We start from the raw sequence: 20,373 nt of genomic DNA, 5'->3' as shown, positions 1-20,373 counted from the left end.
TGCTCATCGCCTCGTCTCGTATCGGGTCAGCACCACGCCGCCGGGAAACGTCCGCGTCTCCACCAGCTTCAGGTTCACCCAGCTGTCCAGCGCCGTGAAGAACGGCGTGCCGCCGCCCACCAGGACCGGGTAGGTGACCAGGGCGTACTCGTCGATCAGCCCGGCCCGCATGGCGGCCCCGGCGAGCGTCGCGCCGCCGATGCTCATCTGACCGCCGTCCTCGGCCTTGAGCCGGGTGATCTCGGCGACCGCGTCGCCGGTGACCAGGCGGGTGTTCCAGTCGACCTTGTCGATCGTCGAGGAGAACACCACCTTCGGCGTGTCCCGCCAGTTCCGCGCGAACTCGATCTGCGCCGGGCCGGCGTCGGGCTGCTGCTCGCCGGTCGGCCAGTAGGAGCTCATCGTCTCCCACAGCTTGCGCCCGTACAGCGACAGATCGTTCGCCAGCTCCTGGTCGAGCCACCACCCGAACAGCTCGTCGCTCGGCCCACCGTCCCCGCCGCTCCAGTCGATGCTGTCGCCGGTCGCGGCGATGTAGCCGTCGAGGGTCAGGTTCATGCCGAAGATCAGTTTCCGCATCGTGCCAGCCTTCCGTGAGTCGATCTCACACGTACAGACGGCCGCGGCGCGGGAACCTAATCGGTGCGTGGTGCCGAGCCAGGCGAAGGTGACTCGTCAGTCAACACTGAAGCAATAAAATCTACCGAACCGGTTACGAGATATGATCAGATTCTGAGTCATGGAGCTCGTGCCGCACGAAGTCGGGGTCGCTCACAGCGCACTGCCGCACGACGAAACGTCCGCCAGAGCCCTGCTCGCCGAAGCCGCGGCGCAGGGCCTTCACACAGTCGTCGTCACCGCTGAGGAAGGCGATGAACAGGCTGTCGCCGTGCTGCGCGAACTGCGCGCGGAATGGCACACGGAGAGCGGTCGGATCACCGCTCAGCTCGACACGGACGCCGAAGGCCAGCTGGCCCACCTCTGGGGACTGCCCGAAAAGGGACGGGCCGCGTGGCTCGCGGCGTTCCCCCGCCACGACGACCCGAACTGGTGGATGCACCGGCTGCTGGTGCTCAACCACCACCCGGAATGGGCACCGCTGAAGGACTGGCTGGTCGACGAGCACGTACGGCTCTTCGGCCGCCCGCCGGGCAGACGCCGGTCCGGCGCGGCCGGCCGCTGAAGCCCGGCGTCAGCGCCGGCAACCCCACCGCGAGCACCGGCGTCCTGGCAATCCGCATGACGCCGGTGCGCGGCAGGTCACGCCCCCTGTGCCTCGACGACGCTGAAGTCGTTCTGCCCCCACCGCCTCCACCACGACATCGGGTCGCCGCTCTGAACGGCCGAATCCGGTCGCGCGACCGCGAACATGAAGTGGCTCGTCCCCGGCACGCCCACGGCGAGGATGCCCCGATGCGTGCCCGCGATCCACATGGCCCCGGTGTCGGCGATGTTGGCGACCAGGTCGAACGACGGCCGCGGAAACCGCACCAGCGCCGGTCCGCCCGGCATCTGCGCGATCCCGGCGACGTGGTACCCGCGCGTCCAGGGGAACAACGTGATCGGCACCGAGCTCCACGCCGGCGAGCTCTCCACGGCCCTGGCGATGTCGCGCTCACGGCGCACCACCTCGATCATCGCGGGCAGGCCGAGCAGCCCGGGGGCGAGCATCGCGGCCGCGACCAGCCCGGTCGGCGCGAACGGGGAGATGCTCAGCGCGACCAGCGCCCCCACGACCAGTGCTGTCAGGGCGTGGAACAACCAGAAGTAGCGCCCCACCGAGCGGGACATGCGAAGCCCGTCCTGGACCCGTTCGTCGTCGCGAGGACGTCCGAGGGGGCGCTCCTCGCGTTCTCTCGGACGGTACTCCCCCTCGTCGGCCCGGACCACGCACATCGACGTCGACCCGGCGGCCCTGACCACCGCGTGGCCCTCGGCATCGGGGCCGCAGACGAAGGCCTCCTGCCGGTCCAGCACCACCAGAAGCAGGTCGTGGAACCAGCCCTTGAGTACCAGCCCGTCGAGCAACAGGCGGTCGCCGGGGTCGTCCTCGCACTTCTCGGCGACCGCTGCCGGAGCACGCCGCCACGGTTCGTCCAGCAGACCACTGCGCAACGCGCGGCGCACGGCCCGGTTCGGCAGCAACGCCCCCAAGGACAACACCACCAGCACGCCGAGCACGATCTTCGCCGCCGTGTTCCCCGGCGTGGACGGCACGAAGAACGTGATGACGAACGTGACAACCGCGATGAGCGACTCGACGTGCTGCCGCGTGCTGATGCGGACGTCGGCCAGGGCGAGGCGGGTTGACCAGTCGTCTCTCGCGGGCACGTCCGTCCGCGGTTCCAGGTACTGCCGCACCAGCCCCCCAGCTATGCCTTGGCGGCCACCTCACGGATCAGGTTCGCGAGCTCCGACGGCCGTTCCAACGGCAGCATATGTCCGGCATCGGCCAGGATGACCGATGTTCCGCCGAACTTCACGGCGTCGGACTCGGGCACCAGCCGGTCCTCGTCGCCCACCACGGCGACCACGGCCTTCTCCTGCGCCACGGTGAGCCCGGCCTCGCGGTCGTAGCGGTCCACGGCGGGCCGGAACAGCGCGACCGTCTCCGGCCAGTGCCCCCACACCATGTCCGCGGTCAGCTCGACGTCCTCGTCCGCTGGCTGGTCGCCGAACAGCCACCACCGCAGGCCTGCGGTCTTGGTCGGCTCGATCTTCTCCCGCACCGCCCGCACGATCGGCCCGAACGCCCGTTCCAGCTCCCGCACGAGCTTCCCGACCGACTTCGGCCACGCGAGGGACGTCTCGGACATCCCGCTCGCCGCCGTGGACACGAACACGTTGCCCAGCACCCGCTGCCGGAACAGCCGCGGCCGGCGTTCGGCCATCGCGAGCGCCGCCATGCCGCCCATCGAGTGCCCGGCGATCACGACCTGACCGGTCGGCACGGCCCGCTCGATCAGCTCCCCCAGGTCGTCACCGAGCTGCTCGATGGTCGCGGACTCCTTGGTCGCCGGGCTCGACCCGCCATGGCCGCGGTGGTCGTAGGCGATGACCTGGAAGTCCGGGCTGAGCTGCTCGGCGACCTTGTGCCAGCTGCGGTGGTCGAGCGCGTAGCCGTGGGTCAGCACGACCGTGACCGGTGCCCCGGGGTCGCCCGCGCGCACCACATTGAGCTCGGTTCCGTCCTCCAGCCGCACCATGCGGAGTTCCTTTCGCCGTGTCGTCTGTTCGTCCTAACGAGACAACCCGGTTCCAGGACACGCTCTAAACGTGGCCGAGTACGACATCCGGCGGCGTCTGCCCGCCACCGACGCCCGGCACCCCGCGGAAGTCGTAGGCCGAGACCCTCCCGCCGGGCTGGATGGTCCAGGCCTCCCCCGGCTTCCCCCGCGCCAGCACCGCCTCCAGGGCGTCGGCGATGTCCGAGGGCGTCAGCAGCGGGAACGAGACGGCGTCGAACTCCTCCTTCGCCGCGCCCAGCAGCAACGTGTCCACGAACCCCGGGCACAGCGCGGAGACCGTGATGCCGTCGCCCGCCAGCGCCTTGCCCGCCGCCCGCGCGTACCCGACCACCGCGTGCTTGGTCAGCGTGTACAGCGGATCGGCCGGCATCGCCGCGAGGCCCGCCAGCGACGCGGTGATCACGACCTTCCCGCCGCCCTGCCGCCGCAACGCGGGTACCGCCGCGCACAGCCCGTACACGACGTGGTCGACGTTGACGCCGACCAGCTTCCGGTAGCGGGCGACGTCCAGCGCGTCGTCCACCCCGGCCTGCCCGCCACCGATCCCGGCGTTGAGGCAGACGACGTCGAGCCGTCCGAACACCCTCTCCACCTGCTCGACGACGGCGGGCATCGTCGAGGGGTCGGTGACGTCGCCGGAGAGGGCGAGGCCGCCCACCGCGGACGCGACCCGGTGCGCGCCGGCGGCGTCGATGTCGAGCACCGCCACCCGGGCGCCGAGCTTCGCGAGCCGGCGCACCACGGCGGCGCCGATTCCGCCCGCACCGCCCGTGACCAGCGCGGCCTGCCCGGTCAAGTCCACAGTGGACACGGCACTCTCCTCAGCTGTTGCGCAGGAAACGGTCCAGGACGCGAACACCGAACTTGAGCGCGTCGACGGGCACGCGCTCGTCCACGCCGTGGAAGAGGCCGGAGAAGTCCAGGTCGGCCGGCAGCCGCAGCGGGGCGAAGCCGAAGTTGCGGATGCCGAGCTGCTGGAACGACTTGGCGTCCGTCCCGCCGGACAGCATGTACGGCAGCACGCGGGCACCAGGGTCCTCGGCGATGATCGACGCCGTCATGGCGTCGACGAGTGCGCCGTCGAACGTCGTCTCCACCGGCGGCAGGCCGACCCACTCTCGTTCCACGTCCGGGCCGAGCAACTCGGCGAGCTCGCGGTCGAAGGCCTCCTCGCGGCCCGGCAGGATCCGGCAGTCCACAGTGGCCTCGGCGGTCGACGGGATGACGTTCGCCTTGTACCCGGCGGAGAGCATCGTCGGGTTCGCCGTGTCACGCAGGGTCGCGCCGATCATCCGCGACAGCGCGCCGAGCTTGCCGATCGAGCCCTCGACGTCGTCGTCGGGAAAGTCGAGGCCGGTGATCTCGGTGACGCCGTCGAGGAACTCGCGCACCGACGGCCGGATGATCAACGGCCACTGGTGCTGGTCGAGCTTGGTCACCGCGGCGGCGAGCTTCGCGACCGCGTTGTCGCGGTGGATCATGCTGCCGTGCCCGGCGGTGCCCTTGACCCGCAGCTTGAGCCAGCGGATACCCTTCTCGGCGGTCTCGACGAGGTAGGCGCGGACGTCGTCCTTCAGCGTGATCGAGAAGCCGCCGACCTCGCTGATGGCCTCGGTGACGCCCTCGAACAGCTCGGGCCGGTTCTCCACGAGCCACTTCGCCCCGAACAGGCCGCCCGCCTCCTCGTCGGCGAGGAACGCGAACACGATGTCGCGCGGTGGCACGACGTTCTCGCGCTTGAAATGCCTGGCCAGCGCGAGCGTCATGCCGACCATGTCCTTCATGTCGACGGCGCCGCGGCCCCACACGTACCCGTCCTGGACGGCGCCGGAGAACGGGTGCACCGACCACTCCGAGGCGTCGGCGGGCACGACGTCGAGGTGCCCGTGGACCAGCAGCGCGCCCCGGCTGGGATCCGCGCCCCGCAGGCGTGCGACGACGTTGCCGCGGCCCTTGGCGCCGGACTCGACGTACGTGGTCTCGTAGCCGACCTCGGACAGCTTCTCGGCCACCCACTCGGCGGCCGCGCGCTCCCCCACGACCGTCGCGGGATCACCCGTGTTCGTGGTGTCGATCCTGATCAGCTCGCTGACCAGTGTCACGGCCTCTTCTTCTGCCACTGCCAGTGCGTTCCCCGTTGTGCTCACCCCGTCTTCCTACCATCCGTCAGAACACCGACCAGCCGGTGAGAGTGGTGAAACGGTCCAGTGCGTCGACGCCCGCGACGGAGTTGCCACGCGCGTCCAATGCTGGACTCCACACGCAGATCGCGCACCTTCCGGGAACGACGGCGATGATCCCGCCGCCGACGCCACTCTTGCCGGGCAGGCCGACGCGGTAGGCGAACTGGCCGGCGGCGTCGTAGGTGCCGCAGGTGAGCATCACGGCGTTGACCCGCTTGGCGCCGCTGACCCCGAGGAGCCGGGTGCCGTCGTTGCGGACGCCGTGGCGCGCCAGGAACAAGGTCGCCCTGGCGAGGTCCGCGCAGCTCATCGCGATCGAGCACTGCCGGACGTACTCGCGCAGCACGACGTCCACGGGGTTGCGCATGTTGCCGTAGGAGGCCATGAAGTGCGCGAGCGCGCGATTGCGGTCGCTGTGGCCGAGCTCCGACTCGGCGACCTCGGGGTCCACGCCGATCCGCGCGTTGCCGCTCTCCTGCCGCAGGAAGCCGAGCAGCCGGTCCGCGGCGCCGGGTCCGAGGTGGTCGGTGACGACGACGGCGCCCGCGTTGATGAACGGGTTGCGCGGGATGCCCTGCTCGGTCTCCAGCTGGACCAGCGAGTTGAACGGGGATCCGGACGGTTCGCGGCCGACGCGCGACCACACGTCGTCGTTCTCGGCGAGGGCCAGAGCCAGCATGAACGCCTTGGAGATGCTCTGGATCGAGAACGGCGTCTCGTGGTCCCCCGCGCCGAAGACCTCGCCGTCCAGGGTGGCGACGGCGAGGCCGAAGGCGTGCGGGTCGATCCTGGCCAGCGCCGGGATGTAGTCGGCCACGGCGCCGCCAGGGGTGACCTCGGCGGCGATGCGGTCCACCAGCTGCTGGAGCTCCATGGCCGCCATCCCATCACGGGACGGGGACTACGCCACCTGGAACTCGTGGAACTTGGTGACCTGGCCGGGCTTCACCGTGCACGGGACGTGCACGACGCCGATCCACGTCGGGTCGCCGTTCGCGTAGCGCGGGGTCAGGGCGAGGTTCGCTGCGCCGAGGTTGATCGACGTCGTGCCGGCGTTGGCCAGCGTCAGCGCCGGCAACGTGCCGGTGGCGACGACCTGGAACGAGCCCGAGGAGGGCACCGGCGTGTTCGGGATGGTAAGCGTCGACGTCAGGTTCTGGACGGTGCCGGCGTTGTCCACCGCGATGTTCGTGGTCATCGTGCCGTCGACGGAACGGCCGCCGATCCACCACAGCGTGTTGCGGACGTCGTCCGACACGGTCGTGATCACCGTCGCCGAGGCCGGCGCGGTCGGCACCCCGACGGCGGCGGAGTCCGGTACGTTCGGCGAGCTGACCACGGACGGCATGTCGTGCGTGCCGGCGATCGAGAACTCGCAGGAGTAGGTGATGCTCAGCTCGGCGGTCGCGGCGGAGCTCGTGCCGGCCGTCGCCACGCTCAGCGCTCCGGCGACCAGAACGCAGGCGGCGGCGCGCGCGAATAGTCCGGTCTTCATCTGCAGGGACCTCCTGAGTACGACATTGAACTGCAAGAAGGCGGTGTTGCTTTACTCGCCAGTAAAGTAACCACCCCACATTCCGCGAGGCAAGTAAAAACCCTCTTTTGTCATCCGCGTACGAATTGAGTTCCCGCGATTTGTCAGTCGCGCCGCAACAAATAGTGCGCGCGCAGCGCCAGTTCGAGGGTGAACCGCTGCCCGGCGTCGTGCATTCGGTCGCCGAACAGTTCGTCCAACTGGTTCACGCGGTAGCGAACTGTCTGCGGATGCACCTTCAGCCGTGCGGCGACCTCGGGCGCGCCGCCCCGTGCCGACAGCCACACGAGCAACGTCTCGGTGAGCTTCCCGCGCTGCCGGTCGGTGAGCGGAGCCAGCGGCGCCAGCGCCCGTTCGGCCAGCTGCCGGGCCAGGAACTCGTCCGCGAGCACGGTCAGTTCGACGAGGTGGTCGGAGCAGTCGAGCACCGGGCGGTCCGGCAGCACCTTCTTCCTGCCGAGCGTGAGAACCCGGCGGGCGCAGGCCAGCGACCTGCGCGCCTCGGCGGGGGCGACCGGGAGCCCGACCGCCGCCCGCCAGCCCGGCAGTGCCTCGCGCAGCCAGCGGGAGACCGCGACCGGGTTCGGCACCAGCAGGTACGGCGCGGCGTCCTCGAAGTCGACCAGCACGTCGGCCGGCAGGTCGTCCACGGGCGCGGCGGACGGCTCCAGCGCCACCGCGCTCAGCCGGTCGGGCATCGGCCAGGCAGCCGCCCGCGCCGCGTCCAGCACCACCTGCCAGTTGCCCGGTGGATCGCCGACGAGCAGCTCCATCAGCTTGCGCCGCTTGCGTTCCAGCGTCCCCGCCGCACTCGCCTGCGCGGCCGCGTACCCCTCGACCGACAGGCTCACCAGCTCGTCGACGTGGGCGATCATCGCCTCGCCCAGCACCGACATGAGGTGCAGCGACAGCTCCCGCCGCTCGGCGAACCCGCAGACGTGCCGCCACGCCACCCGCGCGCCGATCCGGTAGGCCGCCTGCAGGCTGTCGAGGCTGCGGCCGGACTTGAACTCCCACGCGCCGAGCTTGCGGTGGATGTCGTCGTGCGGGTCCGGTTCCGTCTCCGGCGCGGCGACCCGGTCGACGAACTTCACCAGCGCCTGCCGTATTCCGTCGACCACGTTCTCGCGAAACCTGCTGTATTCCGGAATCGATTCCTCGATCGCCTCGAAAATGCTCACCGAAACGGGTGCCACTTCCATTCGGAGCAATGGCGCCAGCTCGCGCGGGACCGATCCGCGCGGATCGTCCAGCTGAGTCATCCTCGCGAGTGTAGGAGGAAAACGAAACCGGGTCGTTCAACCAACCGGACCAAATGGTTCACACGAAGAACAGCCGTGCGACGGCATCACGTGCGACCAGGAACCCGGCGATGCCGAGAATCCAGCCGGTCGCCCCCGCACCTTTCTCCGCGAACCAGTTGCTGATCCTCGTGAGGAACGGCTCGATCCTCGCCCGCAACGCCAGCCTGCCGCCGAGCAGCAGGACCGCCGGCACGATCATGACCAGGCAGTACCCGGCCAGCAGGAGCCCGATCTGGCCCGGGTTCAGCTCGGCGGCGCTCATCATCCCGATCGCGCCGAGGTACGGCAGCATCGTCGCGAGCTCGACCACACCGGCCAGCACCGCGACACCCGCGAGCGCCGGCGCGGACCCGTTGGCGTTGAGGCGGTTGCGCCACTTCCCCGTGTCCGGCTTCTTCTTGCTGTCGAACCGGAAGCTGACCACGAACAGGAACACGCCGATCACCAGCTGGATCCACAGCGCGACCTTGCTGTCGAGGTGCTCGATCACCTGCGAGGCGCCGAGCACGATCAGCACCCCGACCGCGAAGTAGAAGACCGTGATCGTGCCGAGGTAGACGGCGAACCGGCTGAGCCGCAACCGCCCCGGCGTGAGCATCAGCCAGATCGGGATGAACAGCGTCCCGATGCTCGTCGAGTCCAGCAGCGCAAGCCCAGCCAGCGCCGCGACCAGTCCCAGTGTCATGCACTCCCCCACAACCGTTCGAGGTGGCGCGCGATCACCCGCTCCGCCACCTCCTCCGTCATCACGTCCGGCTCCAGGGCGCGTTGCGCCGTCACCCCGTCCACCAGCGCGGCGAGCCCGGCGACCTCCCCGCCGTCCAGACCCGCCGCATCCAGCACGTGCCGGCACAGATCCCTGATCTCCCGCGCGCCCTCCACATGCCGTTGGAGCAACACAGGATTCGCCGCCGCACGAGCAGCGAACGCCAGCCACACCCGTGCGCGCGCCGCATCACCCACGAGCGCAATGGCACACAGCGCCTTGTGCAGACGGCCCTGGAGGCTCCCCTCTTGCCCCAGCACCTCCCGCACGCTCGCGGTGAGCTCCACGGTCAGCTGGTCCTGCGCGAACAGCAGCAGCTCGTCCTTGCTGCGGAAGTACTTCTGCAGCAGCCCCGTGGTGGCGTTCAGCTCCTTCGCGATCCTGGGCAGGCTCGCCGCGTCCAGCCCCTCGGCGTCGACCACCCGGTACAGGGCGGCCACCACCTGCTGACGCCGTTCGGCGGGATCGGCGCGTTTTGGCACGATCGTAAGATTACGGCCTTAATCTAACGATCGCAAGCCGCCGCCAGGTTGCGCAGCGAGTTGGTGAGGTGATCAGGACCGAACACGGGGAACGTGAGGTACTCGCGGATGGACGGCGGAACCGCGGTCCAGTCGTAGGTGAGCGTGACCTCGGCTTCCGACGAGCCCAGCGACTTGATGTCGTAACGCCAGAACCACCCGCCGAACGCCAGCTCGCCGTCTTTGCGGGATCCGGTCATCCAGGCGATGGCCTGCGGCTTCTCGAACACCGTCACCTTGTTGACGGTCTCGTACTCGCCGTCTGGATGGTTGACGTGGTACATGCCCATCCGGAAGAGCTGCCCCACCTCGGCCAGCGGTTCCGGGTCGACGACCTGCTGAACCCATCCCGTGCCGTCGATCGCCACGTGGGTCGCCGGGTCCGCCAGCACCTCGAACACCCTCTCGGCCGGCACGGGGAAAACCAGCGTCGCACTGACGTGTTCCTGCTCCATGGTTCGCCTGCTCCTTCGGTTCGGTAATTGCGGTTGCACCGCTGTGTCGAAGGCGATGACCGAAAATCGACATGGACGGGGAACACGACGCAGGAGACCTGGATCACTCTCTCCGCGGAGGAGTCTCCCGGACGACCGAGCCTCCACAGACACCCGTCTCACGTCCGCAACGGCACCGCCGGAAAGCCCTTCCGGACGACAGCCATGACATCTGTCATGGAGAACTGATGTGTCCCGGCACTGCCGGCCCAGCGTTCTTCCGGAGATCGTGAACTCATGACAGCGATCGAGGTGCGGGGGCTGACGCGCCGGTACAGCGGAGGGTTCGAAGCTGTGCGGGGCGTGTCCTTCGACGTGCAGCGCGGCGAGATGTTCGCCCTGCTTGGCACGAACGGTGCGGGGAAGACCTCGACGGTGGAGGTGGTGGAAGGGCTCTCACGCCCGGCGGAGGGGTCGGTGCGGGTGCTCGGGCACGACCCGTTCCAGGAACGGGCGGCGGTTCGGCCGCGGATGGGCGTGATGTTGCAGGAAGGCGGTTTCCCGCCCGACCTCACCGTGACCGAGGCGACGAAGATGTGGGCGGGGACGCTGACGTCACCTCGTCCGGTCGAGGAAGCGTTGTCCCTCGTCGACCTGCGGCACCGCGCCTCGGTGCGGGTGAAGCAGCTGTCCGGGGGCGAGCGGCGCCGGTTGGACCTGGCGCTGGCGTTACTCGGAAAGCCCGAGGTGTTGTTCCTCGACGAACCGACGACCGGACTCGACCCGGAGAGCCGGCGCAACACGTGGGAGCTGATCCGCTCGCTCCTGCGCGAGGGCGTGACCGTGTTGCTGACCACGCATTACCTGGAGGAGGCGCAGGAGTTGGCCGACCGGCTGGCGATCATGCACCGCGGCCGGATCGTCGCGCAGGGAACCGTGTCCGAAGTGGTGGACGCGTACCCGGCCCGCATCTCGTTCGTCCCGCCGACTGGGGTCGCGCTTCCCGTCGTAGCCGATGCCGACTCCTCCGGGCGGGTCACCGTGCGGACCAACGACCTGCAACAGACCCTGCACGAACTGCTGGCGTGGGCGCACCACAACGATGTCGCACTGTCTGGTTTGGACGCCCGGTCGGCGTCCCTCGAGGAGGCGTTCCTGGCGATCGCGGAGGAGGCGGCATGAGGGCCGTGGCTGTGGGACAGGCCGAGCTGAAGTTGTTCTGGCGCAACCGGACCGCGCTGTTCAACTCGCTGCTGCTGCCGTTGCTGATCGTGCCGTTGCTGATCTCGGTGGACTCCGACGGCGTACCGCTGGTCGTCGGCCTGACGGGGTTCGTGATCGTGATGGCGGTGTACTACAACCTCGTCACCACCTTCGTGGCCCGGCGCGAGGAGCTGGTGCTGAAACGGCTGCGCGTCGGCGAGCTGACGGATCCGGAGATCCTCCTCGGCGCGTCGCTGCCGTCCGTCGCGGTGGCGTTGGGACAGATCGTGTTGTTCTCGGTGATCGTCGGCGTGATGACGGGCATCTCGTTGCCGACGAGGCCGTGGTTCATCCTCCTCGGCGTGGCCGGCGGAGTCGTCGTCTTCGCGTTGCTGGCGGCGGCGTCCTCGGCGTTCACCCGGACGGTCGAGATGGCGCAGGTGACGTCGTTGCCGGTGCTGCTCGCGTGCGTCCTCGGCTCCGGGCTGATGTTCCCGCTGTCGATGATGCCGGAGAACGTGGCGTCGGCACTCCGGCTCCTGCCGCTGACGCCCGTGCTCGACCTGCTGCGGGCGGGGTGGGCCGACGGCCCGGTGCTGCGTCCGATGATCGTTCTGGCGGTGTGGATCGCCCTCGGGACCTACGCTGTGCAGCGGTGGTTCCGCTGGGATCCTCGGAGGTGAGCTTGCTCGGCTGGTGGCGGTCCCGCAGCAACGCGGCGCGGTTCGACTTCTACGTCCGCGCCACGTTCTACCTCGCGTACCTGGTCCTGCCACCGTTGCTCATCATCGGCATCGCCGAGGAGGTCAGCACCGTCACCGCCGTCACGATCGTGGCGGCGGTGACGGTCCACACCCTGCTGAGCCTGCGGCTGGTCCACCTCGGCATCGAGCACCACCTCGGCAACGTCCCGTTCCCCCGGCGGCTGCTCGTGGTCGTCCTGGTGCTGACCGGCGTCGTGCTGATCGCCGCGGAGCTCGCGTTCCCGCACCCGCTCCCCGGCAAGCCCGACAGCCCCGCCAACGGCGTCGCGGTCCTGTTCCTGATGCTGACGATCACCACCCTGTCCGCACTGCTCCGGCCACGGACCCTCGTCCTGGCGGCCGCGGTGGCCGGCGTGTTCCTGCTGATCACCGCCCCGCCCGGCCACGCGCTGGCCACCAGCGTCATGCTGCTGCTCCTCGCGTTCGCCTTCCGCACGACACTGTGGATGGTCGGCCTCATCTGGGAACTGGACCGCTCGCGCGAGGTCCGCGCCAACCTCGCCGTGGCCGAGGAACGCCTCCGCTTCGCCCGCGACCTGCACGACGTGGTCGGCCGCAACCTCTCCGTCGTGGCCCTGAAAGCCGACCTCGCCGCCCAACTGGCACGCCGCGGCCGTGACTCCGCGATCGACGAGATGCTGGAAGTCCGCCAAATCGCCCAGGACTCCCTCGACGAACTCCGCGCCGTCGTCAGCGGCTACCGCACCGCCGACCTGTCCGTGGAACTGGCCGGCGCCCGCTCGCTGCTCGCCTCCGCCGGCATCGACTGCCGAGTGATCGGCGACGTCACCTTCGACGGCGAACCCGCCGGCGCCCTGGGCTGGGCCGTCCGCGAAGGCGTCACCAACGTCCTACGCCACAGCGAGGCCCGCACGTGCACGATCACGTTGCGCGGCAAGATCCTCACCATGTCCAACGACGGCGTCACCACCTCGTCCGTCCGCTTCGGCAGCGGCCTGACAGGCCTGCGCGAACGCGTCTCCGCCCTAGGCGGCTCCGTCACCGCCACACCGGAAGCTCCCAACCGCTTCGTCCTCACCGTGGAGCTCCCGTGATCCGCATCCTCCTGGCCGACGACGAGCACCTGATCCGCGGCGCGATGGCCGCACTGCTCTCCCTGGAAGACGACCTCGAGGTGGTCGCCCAAGCCGCCACCGGCGCAGAAGCCCTGGCCACAGCCCGCGTCGTCCGCCCCGACGTGGCAGTGATCGACCTGCAAATGCCAGACCTCGACGGCGTCTCGGTAGCCCAAGCCCTGGCCACCGACCTCCCTGCCTGCTCCACCATGATCGTCACCAGCCACGGCCGCCCAGGCCACCTCAAACGAGCCCTAGCAGCAGGCGTACGAGGCTTCCTCCCCAAAACCGTCTCGTCAGACGTCCTGGCCACAGTCGTCCGCACCGTCCACACAGGCGGCCGCTACGTGGACCCAGCCCTGGCCGCCGAAGCGATCAGCGCCGGCGACAGCCCGCTGACCCCACGAGAAGCCGACGTCCTGGAACTGGCCCTGGAAGGCGCCCCCATCGACGAGATAGCCCGCCGCGCCTCCCTCTCCCCCGGCACCGTCCGCAACTACCTCTCCTCAGCCGTCGGCAAAACCGGCGCCTCCAACCGCCACGAGGCAGCCCGCTTCGCCAGGGCCCGAGGCTGGATCTAAGGCCCTACCAGCCGAGACCCCTTCGCGCGAACGTGGGCCACGTCAACGGCTCCGACTGTTCTGCGCGCCTGTCCACCCCGACCGCCATCCGCAGGTCCCCGCCTGCCGCAAGCCGTCCACTGCACCCACCGGCGATCACCACCTCTACCAGCGCGAACGTGCCCACGTGACCCCGATTTTGGCGCGCGTCGACGATCATGTAATCTAGGCACACCACGGCGCGAGCCGCGGCAGAACTGAATACGTCCGGGTGGCGGAATGGCAGACGCGCTAGCTTGAGGTGCTAGTCCCCGAAAGGGGGTGGGGGTTCAAGTCCCCCCTCGGACACAAAAATGTGGCAGATTTGCCACATCCACGTGGCAGGTGCTCAAGTCCACTTGAGCACCTGTTCTGCGTCTCGGTGCCACTTTCAGGTGGCGTCCGATGACGTTCTCCTACATCCGCCCGATCGTTCCTGACACCGCGTCAGAAAGTGACGCGGGCGTGTCGGCTCGCGTAGTTGGCCAGCCGCTTCCGCTTATAGCCGTCCGGGCGTCGCGACCACCTCGGGCGACCAACGTCCTGTACCGGATGGCCACCGTCGACGACCGCGGACGAGTCGCTGATCGCTACATCACCGCAGCGCTGGCCTGGAACGCCGCCACCCGGCTGAGTATCCGCGAACACCACGGCCTCCTGGTCGTGAACGCCGATCCGCACGGCCTCTTTCGGCCGACCAAACACGGCTATCTCCGACTCCCTGCCGACGCTCGTCGCGTGGCAGGCGTCTGCTCAGGAGACCGGGTCCTCCTGACGGTTCACCTCGATCACCGAACAGTGACGGTGTTCCCACCCACTGCCCTGGACGACCTGGTTCTGCCCGTCCTGCCAGGTGGTGAGGACGCGTGACCAGCGCACCGACCCATGCCGAACTCGCGGCCGCGCGCCTGGTCCTCGATCGAATGGGCGTGACGGCCAAGGACCTGCTCAACTCCGTGAGGCCGCCGGCACCAACGTTCCGCGAGTACATCCCGGTCGTGGCCGCCGCGGTCAGCGACGGCACCCGCCGCGCCTACACGCCGTACTGGAACCGCGTGTTGGACCAGTGGGCGGACATTTCGCTCAGCGACCGCGCCCCGACCGACATCCAGCGGCTCGTCCAGCACATCAAGGCCAACCTGACCGTCCGACGCAACACCCGCAACGGCAATTCGGCGGCCGAGCACCTCATCGCCGCACTGCGCTGCCTCTACCGGCACGCCGTCGCCGACGAGCTGATCGACGAGCGTTCCAACCCGGCCGCCAAGGTCGCCAAGCCACGACGGCAGCCCAGCAACCGGCGAGCCTGTCGGGCAAGCAGATGGACCAGGGGCGCCGTCTCCGCGCCCCCGGAACAGCCACCGGCATCCGGGGGCGCGGAGACGGGACGCGATCCCTCGGCACCGCGGAGGACCGTGCTCGACGACGAGGCCTGGCGGCACTTCCCCGGCAAGACCGCGGACTGGATGGAACCGGTCGCCCGCCCCCTGCACCGCGATCAGTGGGAACACCTGCGCAGTGACGCCCCCGGCACCTTCACCCACGTCGAGACCGAGCTGACCGCGATCGACGCGGATTCGCCGTTGGTGACCGACGCGCAAGGTCGCGTGCGGCCGGACCTGCGGGCTCAGACGGTTCCGGTTCGTCACGACGTCCGCCGCATCGAGGTCGAACCCGGACGGTGGGTCAAGGAGTTCACGCTCAAGGTCCACTTCGACGTCCAGGACGGAGTGGAACCGAACGAGGTGGCAGAGCTCGAATGGAACACGCTGCGCGGTGTCGACCGGATGTACAACCAGGGCAACCGGATGCCGGACGGCGACCAGTTCCACGTCCGGGTGGAGTTCGCCGACGACCCTGCGCAGGCCTACCAGCACATCCGGGTGTGGCCGGAGAGGGAGCAGATCTTCCACGACCAGTGGAGCGCCGGGCTCAACCCGCAGGACGCTGCGCACGAACTCGGCCACTACGGCTTCGCCCTGCACGACGCCTACGAGTCCTCCGCCTCGTTCCAGGACAAGCCGGCCGGTGCGCGGCACCGGGGAGCCGGCGGCAGTGCGGTCGCGAAAGTCTCCAATCGCGTCGTGCGCGACGAGGACAGCGGCCTGATGTCACGGTCGTGGATGCCGGACACCGTGCTGCGCCCACGCGAGCTGTGGCAGATCACCCGAAACCTCGCCGACACCACGAAGATCGTCCCGGAGACGTCGTACGTGCCACCGGACGGCGACGCCCCCGCACCGGACGAGTCGCTGTTCGCCCGCGCTGCCATCGGCGACCTGGACGCCATCAGCGCCCTCGCCGAGCAAGGACACCGGCACTCCCTGGACGAACTCGCGAGGCGAGCCGGCGATGGCGACGTCCTCGCGCACCAGGTGCTGGTCGATCTCGGGTCCGACGGCGAACTGCACGCACTGGACGGATTGGCACGCATCGGTGACGACACCGAGTACGAGGACCTCGGCGACCGCACACCCGTGCAAGCGCTGTCCGAACTCGCCCACCAGCCTGTTCCCAACGAACTCGCGGCGGAGATGCTCAGGAGCCTGTCGGTCGACGGACATCTGGGGGCCACGGCCGAACTGGCGCGCCACGGCGACTCCCAGGCACGTCTCGTGCTCCGCGACCTGGCCGAGGACGGCGACCCGGACGCCCTCGCGGTCATGGTCGAGAACGCGGACGTGCCTGGGCTGATGATGCTGTCCGACGAGGGGAACGAGGCCCACTCCGGGCTGAAGCACCTCGCCGGGCGGGGCGACGGCAACGCGATCATGACACTGGCCGGGAACAACGACGTCCACGCACTCGTCGACGCCGCCACCGGCAAGGGCCCCGCCTACAACGCCGTCGTCTCCTTCGCGCAGGACGGAGACCCCGTCGCACTCGCCAAGATCGCGGAATTCGGCGACGTGCACACACTGACGACGCTCGCCGCAGAAGGCGTCCGAGGAGCTCAGGACCACCTCGATGCCCTCACAGGCATGTTCGGCAACCGTGCCCACGACCCTTCGGCTGAGCGTCCGGTGTCAGGAGAACCGGGTCGGCGCGATCCACACGTCGACCACGTCAGCGCGACGCGGCGGCACCTGCGGCACCTGGCGCTCGACGTGCTCAACAGGCCCGTTCCACCGCCGGTCACGGAGGACGGCCTGTACGCGGCGGTCGGTGTGGTCGTACGGCAGGCCCCAGCGGCATTGCGGGCACAGGTGCTCACCAGCGCTGCCACCACCGTCGCGGTGAGCCAGGCCGTGGCCGACTTCACCGCCACCAGACCGGTGCGGGCCGCACACCTCACCGGCGCGCTCATCGAGAGCTCCAACTGGAGAATGCACTCCGACGCGGACGAGAACACGAGCGCGGGCAACGCACGCGACCTGGCCGGGCACCTGATCGCCACCCGTCTGGGCGTCAACGTGGTGATCCACCAAGGAACCGGCGAGCCCCCGCTGGTGCTGGCGCCTGTGGGCAACCGGGGCAAGGGCTCGGTGGAGATCGACATGGTGGTGCACGACGGTCAGGTGACGTATCGGCCACATTAGACGGATGAGCGACGCCCCGGCACCTTCCCGGCCGAGGCGTCGCTCATCGTCGGGGTGAGTGTGGCCAGTCGAGCGCCGCCCTCGACAACGCTTCACGGTCACGAGGCACGTCTATCTCGACCGGGCCGATGAGCGGTTCACCGCCTGCGCGTCGCGGACATCGACCGTGGCCATGCTCAGGCGTGGTCTTTGCCACGTGGATGACAGGCCGGGGGGAAACGGCGAAGCGGAGGATGCTGGCTCGAGATCGAGTGCAGGAGGCCGTCGGCGAGATGCTGGCCGACGCGATCGCCTGCCAAGCTGGGCTCGCAGGCGCCGCGATCATGAGACCGGTTACTTCATTCTCAACATCAGTGGACGTCCGCAGTCGTGATTGCGGCGCGCGGACTTGGTCCGGTGCGCCAATACCTGGTGAACATTCGTTTGCGCTTTCTGGTGGGCGAGCTCGCGTACTCGGTCGCGTCCGCCAGGCCCGCCGTGAGCGGCCAAGAGACGATGAGGACGGCGATCACAGCGATGTTCCAGGCAAATCGGGAAAGTACGTTCACGCCTAGTCGTTCGACGCCGCACACCAGCTGGAACCAGCTGTCCGCATGACCAGCCGAGCCCTCTCGCTGCCTGGTACGACGCCCGGAAGCTGCTCTCCGCCGACCAGTGTGCTGCCACGATTTCCATTTCGTCGATCCGACCCGCAGCGAGATGGTGCCGTTCGTTAGCGGGCGCACGTCATGTCTTCGGTTCCGGCGCAAGGCAGGGGCGGTTGCCTGGGACTTGTTCGATCCGTACCGCGAATTTCTCGTCGCCCGTTCAGGACCCACCTAGTGGAACGCGAAGTACCGCTTGGGCACCATGTCCTGCCACTCTCCGGCTGGATTCGAAAACTGGAGGTAGCGCTGTGAGTGAGCACGGCAGCAGGCTTTTCACGAGTGAGTCGGTGACCGAGGGACACCCCGACAAGATCTGTGACGCGATCAGCGACTCGATCCTGGACGCGTTGCTCGCCAAGGACCCGCGCTCCCGTGTCGCCGTGGAGACGCTGGTGACCACGGGTCAGATCCACGTCGCGGGTGAGGTCACGACCGAGGCCTACGCGGACATCCCCACGATCGTCCGCGAGAAGATCCTCGAGATCGGCTACGACTCGTCGCGGAAGGGCTTCGACGGCAACTCCTGTGGCGTGAACATCGCCATCGGCGCGCAGTCCCCGGACATCGCGCAGGGTGTCGACACCGCCTTCGAGAACCGCGTCGAGGGTGCCGACGACGAGATCGACAAGCAGGGCGCCGGCGACCAGGGCCTGATGTTCGGCTACGCGTGCACCGACACGCCTGAGCTCATGCCGCTGCCGATCGCGCTGGCGCACCGCCTCTCGCGCCGCCTGACCGCGGTCCGCAAGGACGGCACCGTCCCGTACCTGCGCCCGGACGGCAAGACGCAGGTCACCATCGAGTACGCGGGCGACCAGCCCGTGCGCCTCGACACGGTCGTCATCAGCACGCAGCACGCCGACGGCATCGACCTCGAGAAGCTCCTCGGCGTCGACCTGCGCGAGCACGTCGTGGCCCCCGAGCTGGCCGAGCTCACGCTCGACACGACCGACGTCCGCCTGCTCACGAACCCGACCGGCCGCTTCGTCATCGGCGGCCCGATGGGCGACGCGGGCCTGACCGGCCGCAAGATCATCGTCGACACCTACGGCGGCATGGCCCGCCACGGCGGTGGCGCGTTCTCCGGCAAGGACCCGTCGAAGGTGGACCGCTCCGCGGCCTACGCGATGCGCTGGGTGGCGAAGAACACCGTCGCCGCGGGCCTCGCCACCCGCGTCGAGGTCCAGGTCGCCTACGCCATCGGCAAGGCAGCCCCCGTGGGCCTGTTCGTCGAGACCTTCGGCACCGAGACCGTGGACCCGCAGAAGATCCAGCAGGCCATCAGCGAGGTCTTCGACCTCAGGCCCGCCGCGATCATCCGCGACCTCGACCTGCTCCGCCCGATCTACGCCCCGACCGCCGCGTACGGACACTTCGGCCGCACCGACATCGACCTGCCGTGGGAGTCGACGGACCGCGCGGACATCCTCCGCGACCTCGTGAACGGAGGCTGACCGTGCGCCTGGCCGTCACCGGCTCGATCGCCACGGACCACCTCATGGTGTTCCCCGGCCGCTTCACCGACCAGCTCCTCGCCGATCGACTCGACTCCGTGTCGCTGTCGTTCCTCGTGGACACGCTCGACGTCAGACGTGGAGGCGTCGCCGCCAACATCTGCTTCGGTCTCGCTCAGCTCGGCTCCCGGCCGGCTCTTGTCGGCGCGGTGGGCCAGGACTTCGCCGACTACCGGGCCTGGTTGGAGGACCACGGTGTGGACACCGCGTCGGTACGGGTGTCGGAGCTCCGCCACACCGCAGGGTTTCTTTGCACCACTGATGACGACCAGAACCAGATCGCGTCCTTTTACACCGGCGCGATGGCCGAGGCACGGCACATCGAGCTCGCTCCGGTCGCGGGCCGCCTGGGGGGTCTGGACCTCGTCGTGATCTCGCCCAACGCCCCGGACGCGATGCTGCGGCACACCGAGGAATGTGTGCGTTCTGGTCATCCGTTCGCCGCAGACCCCTCGCAGCAGCTCACGAGAATGGACGGTGGGCAGATTCGCTTGCTGCTGTCTGGCGCGACGTGGCTGTTCACCAATGACTACGAGCACGACCTGTTGCTGTCGAAGACAGGCTGGCCCGAAACGCAGGTGCTCGACCGGGTCGGGGCATGGATCACCACAGAGGGCGAAAACGGCGTCCGCCTTGAGATGGCCGGCATGGAACCCGTCCGCGTGACCGCCGTCGCGGCCCGTCAGGTCGTGGATCCAACCGGTGTCGGCGACGGGTTCCGCGCCGGATTTCTCGCCGGCCTCGACCGCGGCCTGCCGGCGGTGCGGTCGATGCAGCTCGGTTGCACCCTCGCGACATTCGTTCTGGAGAGCCAGGGTTCACAGGGCTACTCCCTGGACCCCGCATCGTTCATCGACCGGTTCACCGACGCCTACGGCCTGGAAGCTGCGGCAGAGGTCGGTGTGTTTCCAGCTGTCCACTTAGGACAGTCCCTCTCTGAAGTACCTTGGAGGACTTCGTAATGACCGCGGACCGGTTGCAGGCCACACCAGCGTCGCCACCGGCCTGCGCACCACGGCCCGCAACCACACCCGACCACTC

At 69.1% G+C, this 20,373-nt stretch carries 20 protein-coding genes and 1 tRNA gene; 10 read left to right on the top strand and 11 right to left on the bottom strand.

Annotation, left to right across the window (positions count from 1 at the left end; translation table 11 throughout):
* Positions 1-3 precede the first annotated feature (3 nt).
* A complete protein-coding gene (locus ACRSBM_RS17305) occupies positions 4-579 on the bottom strand; it encodes a dihydrofolate reductase family protein (protein WP_434444443.1) in 576 nt (191 codons plus the stop codon).
* Positions 580-739: 160 nt separating this feature from the next.
* Here ACRSBM_RS17305 and ACRSBM_RS17300 point away from each other — a divergent pair, with 160 nt between their 5' ends.
* Positions 740-1,183: a hypothetical protein gene (locus ACRSBM_RS17300; protein WP_434444442.1), complete on the top strand. Its 444-nt coding sequence runs from the start codon at positions 740-742 to the stop codon at positions 1,181-1,183.
* A 77-nt stretch (positions 1,184-1,260) separates the two neighbouring features.
* On the opposite strand, the gene ACRSBM_RS17295 is transcribed toward ACRSBM_RS17300, so the two are convergent.
* From ACRSBM_RS17295 to ACRSBM_RS17250, 10 genes are all read right to left on the bottom strand, one after another.
* Complete coding sequence (locus ACRSBM_RS17295; protein WP_434444441.1) at positions 1,261-2,361, bottom strand: hypothetical protein; 1,101 nt, start codon at positions 2,359-2,361, stop codon at positions 1,261-1,263.
* Positions 2,362-2,372: 11 nt separating this feature from the next.
* Positions 2,373-3,206 carry an alpha/beta fold hydrolase gene (locus ACRSBM_RS17290; protein WP_434444440.1) on the bottom strand — a complete coding sequence of 278 codons (834 nt, stop codon included), beginning with the start codon at positions 3,204-3,206 and terminating at the stop codon, positions 2,373-2,375.
* A 64-nt stretch (positions 3,207-3,270) separates the two neighbouring features.
* Complete coding sequence (locus tag ACRSBM_RS17285) at positions 3,271-4,059, bottom strand: SDR family oxidoreductase (RefSeq protein WP_434444439.1); 789 nt, start codon at positions 4,057-4,059, stop codon at positions 3,271-3,273.
* Between the two features lie 10 nt (positions 4,060-4,069).
* Positions 4,070-5,374 (bottom strand): M20/M25/M40 family metallo-hydrolase, encoded by a 1,305-nt coding sequence (locus ACRSBM_RS17280; protein WP_434453100.1) that lies wholly within the window; start codon positions 5,372-5,374, stop codon positions 4,070-4,072.
* 40 nt (positions 5,375-5,414) lie between these two features.
* Positions 5,415-6,305: a glutaminase gene (locus ACRSBM_RS17275; protein ID WP_434444437.1), complete on the bottom strand. Its 891-nt coding sequence runs from the start codon at positions 6,303-6,305 to the stop codon at positions 5,415-5,417.
* A 27-nt stretch (positions 6,306-6,332) separates the two neighbouring features.
* The gene (locus tag ACRSBM_RS17270; RefSeq protein ID WP_434444435.1) at positions 6,333-6,926 is read right to left on the bottom strand and encodes a DUF6801 domain-containing protein; all 594 of its coding nucleotides are present in this window, start codon (positions 6,924-6,926) and stop codon (positions 6,333-6,335) included.
* Positions 6,927-7,069: 143 nt separating this feature from the next.
* Entirely contained in the window at positions 7,070-8,227 is a 1,158-nt protein-coding gene (locus tag ACRSBM_RS17265) for a PucR family transcriptional regulator (protein WP_434444433.1), read from the bottom strand.
* 58 nt (positions 8,228-8,285) lie between these two features.
* Positions 8,286-8,954, bottom strand: coding sequence for a GAP family protein (locus ACRSBM_RS17260; protein ID WP_434444431.1), 669 nt, complete (start codon positions 8,952-8,954; stop codon positions 8,286-8,288).
* Positions 8,951-9,517 (bottom strand): TetR/AcrR family transcriptional regulator, encoded by a 567-nt coding sequence (locus tag ACRSBM_RS17255; protein WP_434444429.1) that lies wholly within the window; start codon positions 9,515-9,517, stop codon positions 8,951-8,953. The genes ACRSBM_RS17260 and ACRSBM_RS17255 overlap by 4 nt, the downstream gene beginning before the upstream one ends.
* Positions 9,518-9,540: 23 nt before the next feature.
* On the bottom strand, positions 9,541-10,011 hold the full coding sequence (locus tag ACRSBM_RS17250; protein ID WP_434444428.1) for a polyketide cyclase: 471 nt from the start codon (positions 10,009-10,011) through the stop codon (positions 9,541-9,543).
* Between the two features lie 276 nt (positions 10,012-10,287).
* On the opposite strand from ACRSBM_RS17250, the gene ACRSBM_RS17245 reads away from it, so the two are divergent.
* The 9 genes from ACRSBM_RS17245 (at position 10,288) to ACRSBM_RS17205 (ending at position 20,294) form a co-directional block, all read left to right on the top strand.
* Positions 10,288-11,172, top strand: a complete 885-nt coding sequence (locus ACRSBM_RS17245) for an ABC transporter ATP-binding protein (protein ID WP_434444426.1) — start codon at positions 10,288-10,290, stop codon at positions 11,170-11,172.
* Positions 11,169-11,876 carry an ABC transporter permease gene (locus ACRSBM_RS17240; protein WP_434444424.1) on the top strand — a complete coding sequence of 236 codons (708 nt, stop codon included), beginning with the start codon at positions 11,169-11,171 and terminating at the stop codon, positions 11,874-11,876. Before ACRSBM_RS17245 ends, ACRSBM_RS17240 begins: the two co-directional genes overlap by 4 nt.
* Positions 11,849-13,012, top strand: a complete 1,164-nt coding sequence (locus ACRSBM_RS17235) for a sensor histidine kinase (protein ID WP_434444423.1) — start codon at positions 11,849-11,851, stop codon at positions 13,010-13,012. Before ACRSBM_RS17240 ends, ACRSBM_RS17235 begins: the two co-directional genes overlap by 28 nt.
* Positions 13,009-13,614, top strand: coding sequence for a response regulator (locus ACRSBM_RS17230; protein WP_434444421.1), 606 nt, complete (start codon positions 13,009-13,011; stop codon positions 13,612-13,614). The genes ACRSBM_RS17235 and ACRSBM_RS17230 overlap by 4 nt, the downstream gene beginning before the upstream one ends.
* A gap of 244 nt (positions 13,615-13,858) precedes the next feature.
* Positions 13,859-13,941 (top strand) — tRNA-Leu (locus ACRSBM_RS17225).
* Between the two features lie 96 nt (positions 13,942-14,037).
* Positions 14,038-14,502: a hypothetical protein gene (locus tag ACRSBM_RS17220; protein ID WP_434444420.1), complete on the top strand. Its 465-nt coding sequence runs from the start codon at positions 14,038-14,040 to the stop codon at positions 14,500-14,502.
* Positions 14,499-17,171 (top strand): hypothetical protein, encoded by a 2,673-nt coding sequence (locus ACRSBM_RS17215; RefSeq protein WP_434444418.1) that lies wholly within the window; start codon positions 14,499-14,501, stop codon positions 17,169-17,171. The genes ACRSBM_RS17220 and ACRSBM_RS17215 overlap by 4 nt, the downstream gene beginning before the upstream one ends.
* An 895-nt stretch (positions 17,172-18,066) precedes the next feature.
* Positions 18,067-19,272 carry a methionine adenosyltransferase gene (gene metK, locus ACRSBM_RS17210; protein ID WP_434444417.1) on the top strand — a complete coding sequence of 402 codons (1,206 nt, stop codon included), beginning with the start codon at positions 18,067-18,069 and terminating at the stop codon, positions 19,270-19,272.
* A 2-nt stretch (positions 19,273-19,274) separates the two neighbouring features.
* Positions 19,275-20,294: a carbohydrate kinase family protein gene (locus tag ACRSBM_RS17205; protein WP_434444414.1), complete on the top strand. Its 1,020-nt coding sequence runs from the start codon at positions 19,275-19,277 to the stop codon at positions 20,292-20,294.
* The last annotated feature ends 79 nt before the right edge of the window (positions 20,295-20,373 follow it).

Origin of the sequence: Lentzea xerophila (assembly GCF_051094245.1) — a bacterium.
In the GTDB taxonomy this organism is placed as follows: domain Bacteria; phylum Actinomycetota; class Actinomycetes; order Mycobacteriales; family Pseudonocardiaceae; genus Lentzea; species Lentzea xerophila.
The sequence above is the reverse complement of the archived record's forward strand: the minus strand, read 5'-3'. Positions and strand labels throughout refer to the sequence as shown.

Bases quoted from the DNA above. Each gene is read 5' to 3' on its own strand.
- ACRSBM_RS17305 (WP_434444443.1), bottom strand. From the start codon at position 579: ATGCGGAAACTGATCTTCGGCATGAACCTGACCCTCGACGGCTACATC.
- ACRSBM_RS17300 (WP_434444442.1), top strand. From the start codon at position 740: ATGGAGCTCGTGCCGCACGAAGTCGGGGTCGCTCACAGCGCACTGCCG.
- ACRSBM_RS17290 (WP_434444440.1), bottom strand. From the start codon at position 3,206: ATGGTGCGGCTGGAGGACGGAACCGAGCTCAATGTGGTGCGCGCGGGC.
- ACRSBM_RS17275 (WP_434444437.1), bottom strand. From the start codon at position 6,305: ATGGAGCTCCAGCAGCTGGTGGACCGCATCGCCGCCGAGGTCACCCCT.
- ACRSBM_RS17270 (WP_434444435.1), bottom strand. From the start codon at position 6,926: ATGAAGACCGGACTATTCGCGCGCGCCGCCGCCTGCGTTCTGGTCGCC.
- ACRSBM_RS17265 (WP_434444433.1), bottom strand. From the start codon at position 8,227: ATGACTCAGCTGGACGATCCGCGCGGATCGGTCCCGCGCGAGCTGGCG.
- ACRSBM_RS17260 (WP_434444431.1), bottom strand. From the start codon at position 8,954: ATGACACTGGGACTGGTCGCGGCGCTGGCTGGGCTTGCGCTGCTGGAC.
- ACRSBM_RS17250 (WP_434444428.1), bottom strand. From the start codon at position 10,011: ATGGAGCAGGAACACGTCAGTGCGACGCTGGTTTTCCCCGTGCCGGCC.
- ACRSBM_RS17245 (WP_434444426.1), top strand. From the start codon at position 10,288: ATGACAGCGATCGAGGTGCGGGGGCTGACGCGCCGGTACAGCGGAGGG.
- ACRSBM_RS17240 (WP_434444424.1), top strand. From the start codon at position 11,169: ATGAGGGCCGTGGCTGTGGGACAGGCCGAGCTGAAGTTGTTCTGGCGC.
- ACRSBM_RS17220 (WP_434444420.1), top strand. From the start codon at position 14,038: ATGACGTTCTCCTACATCCGCCCGATCGTTCCTGACACCGCGTCAGAA.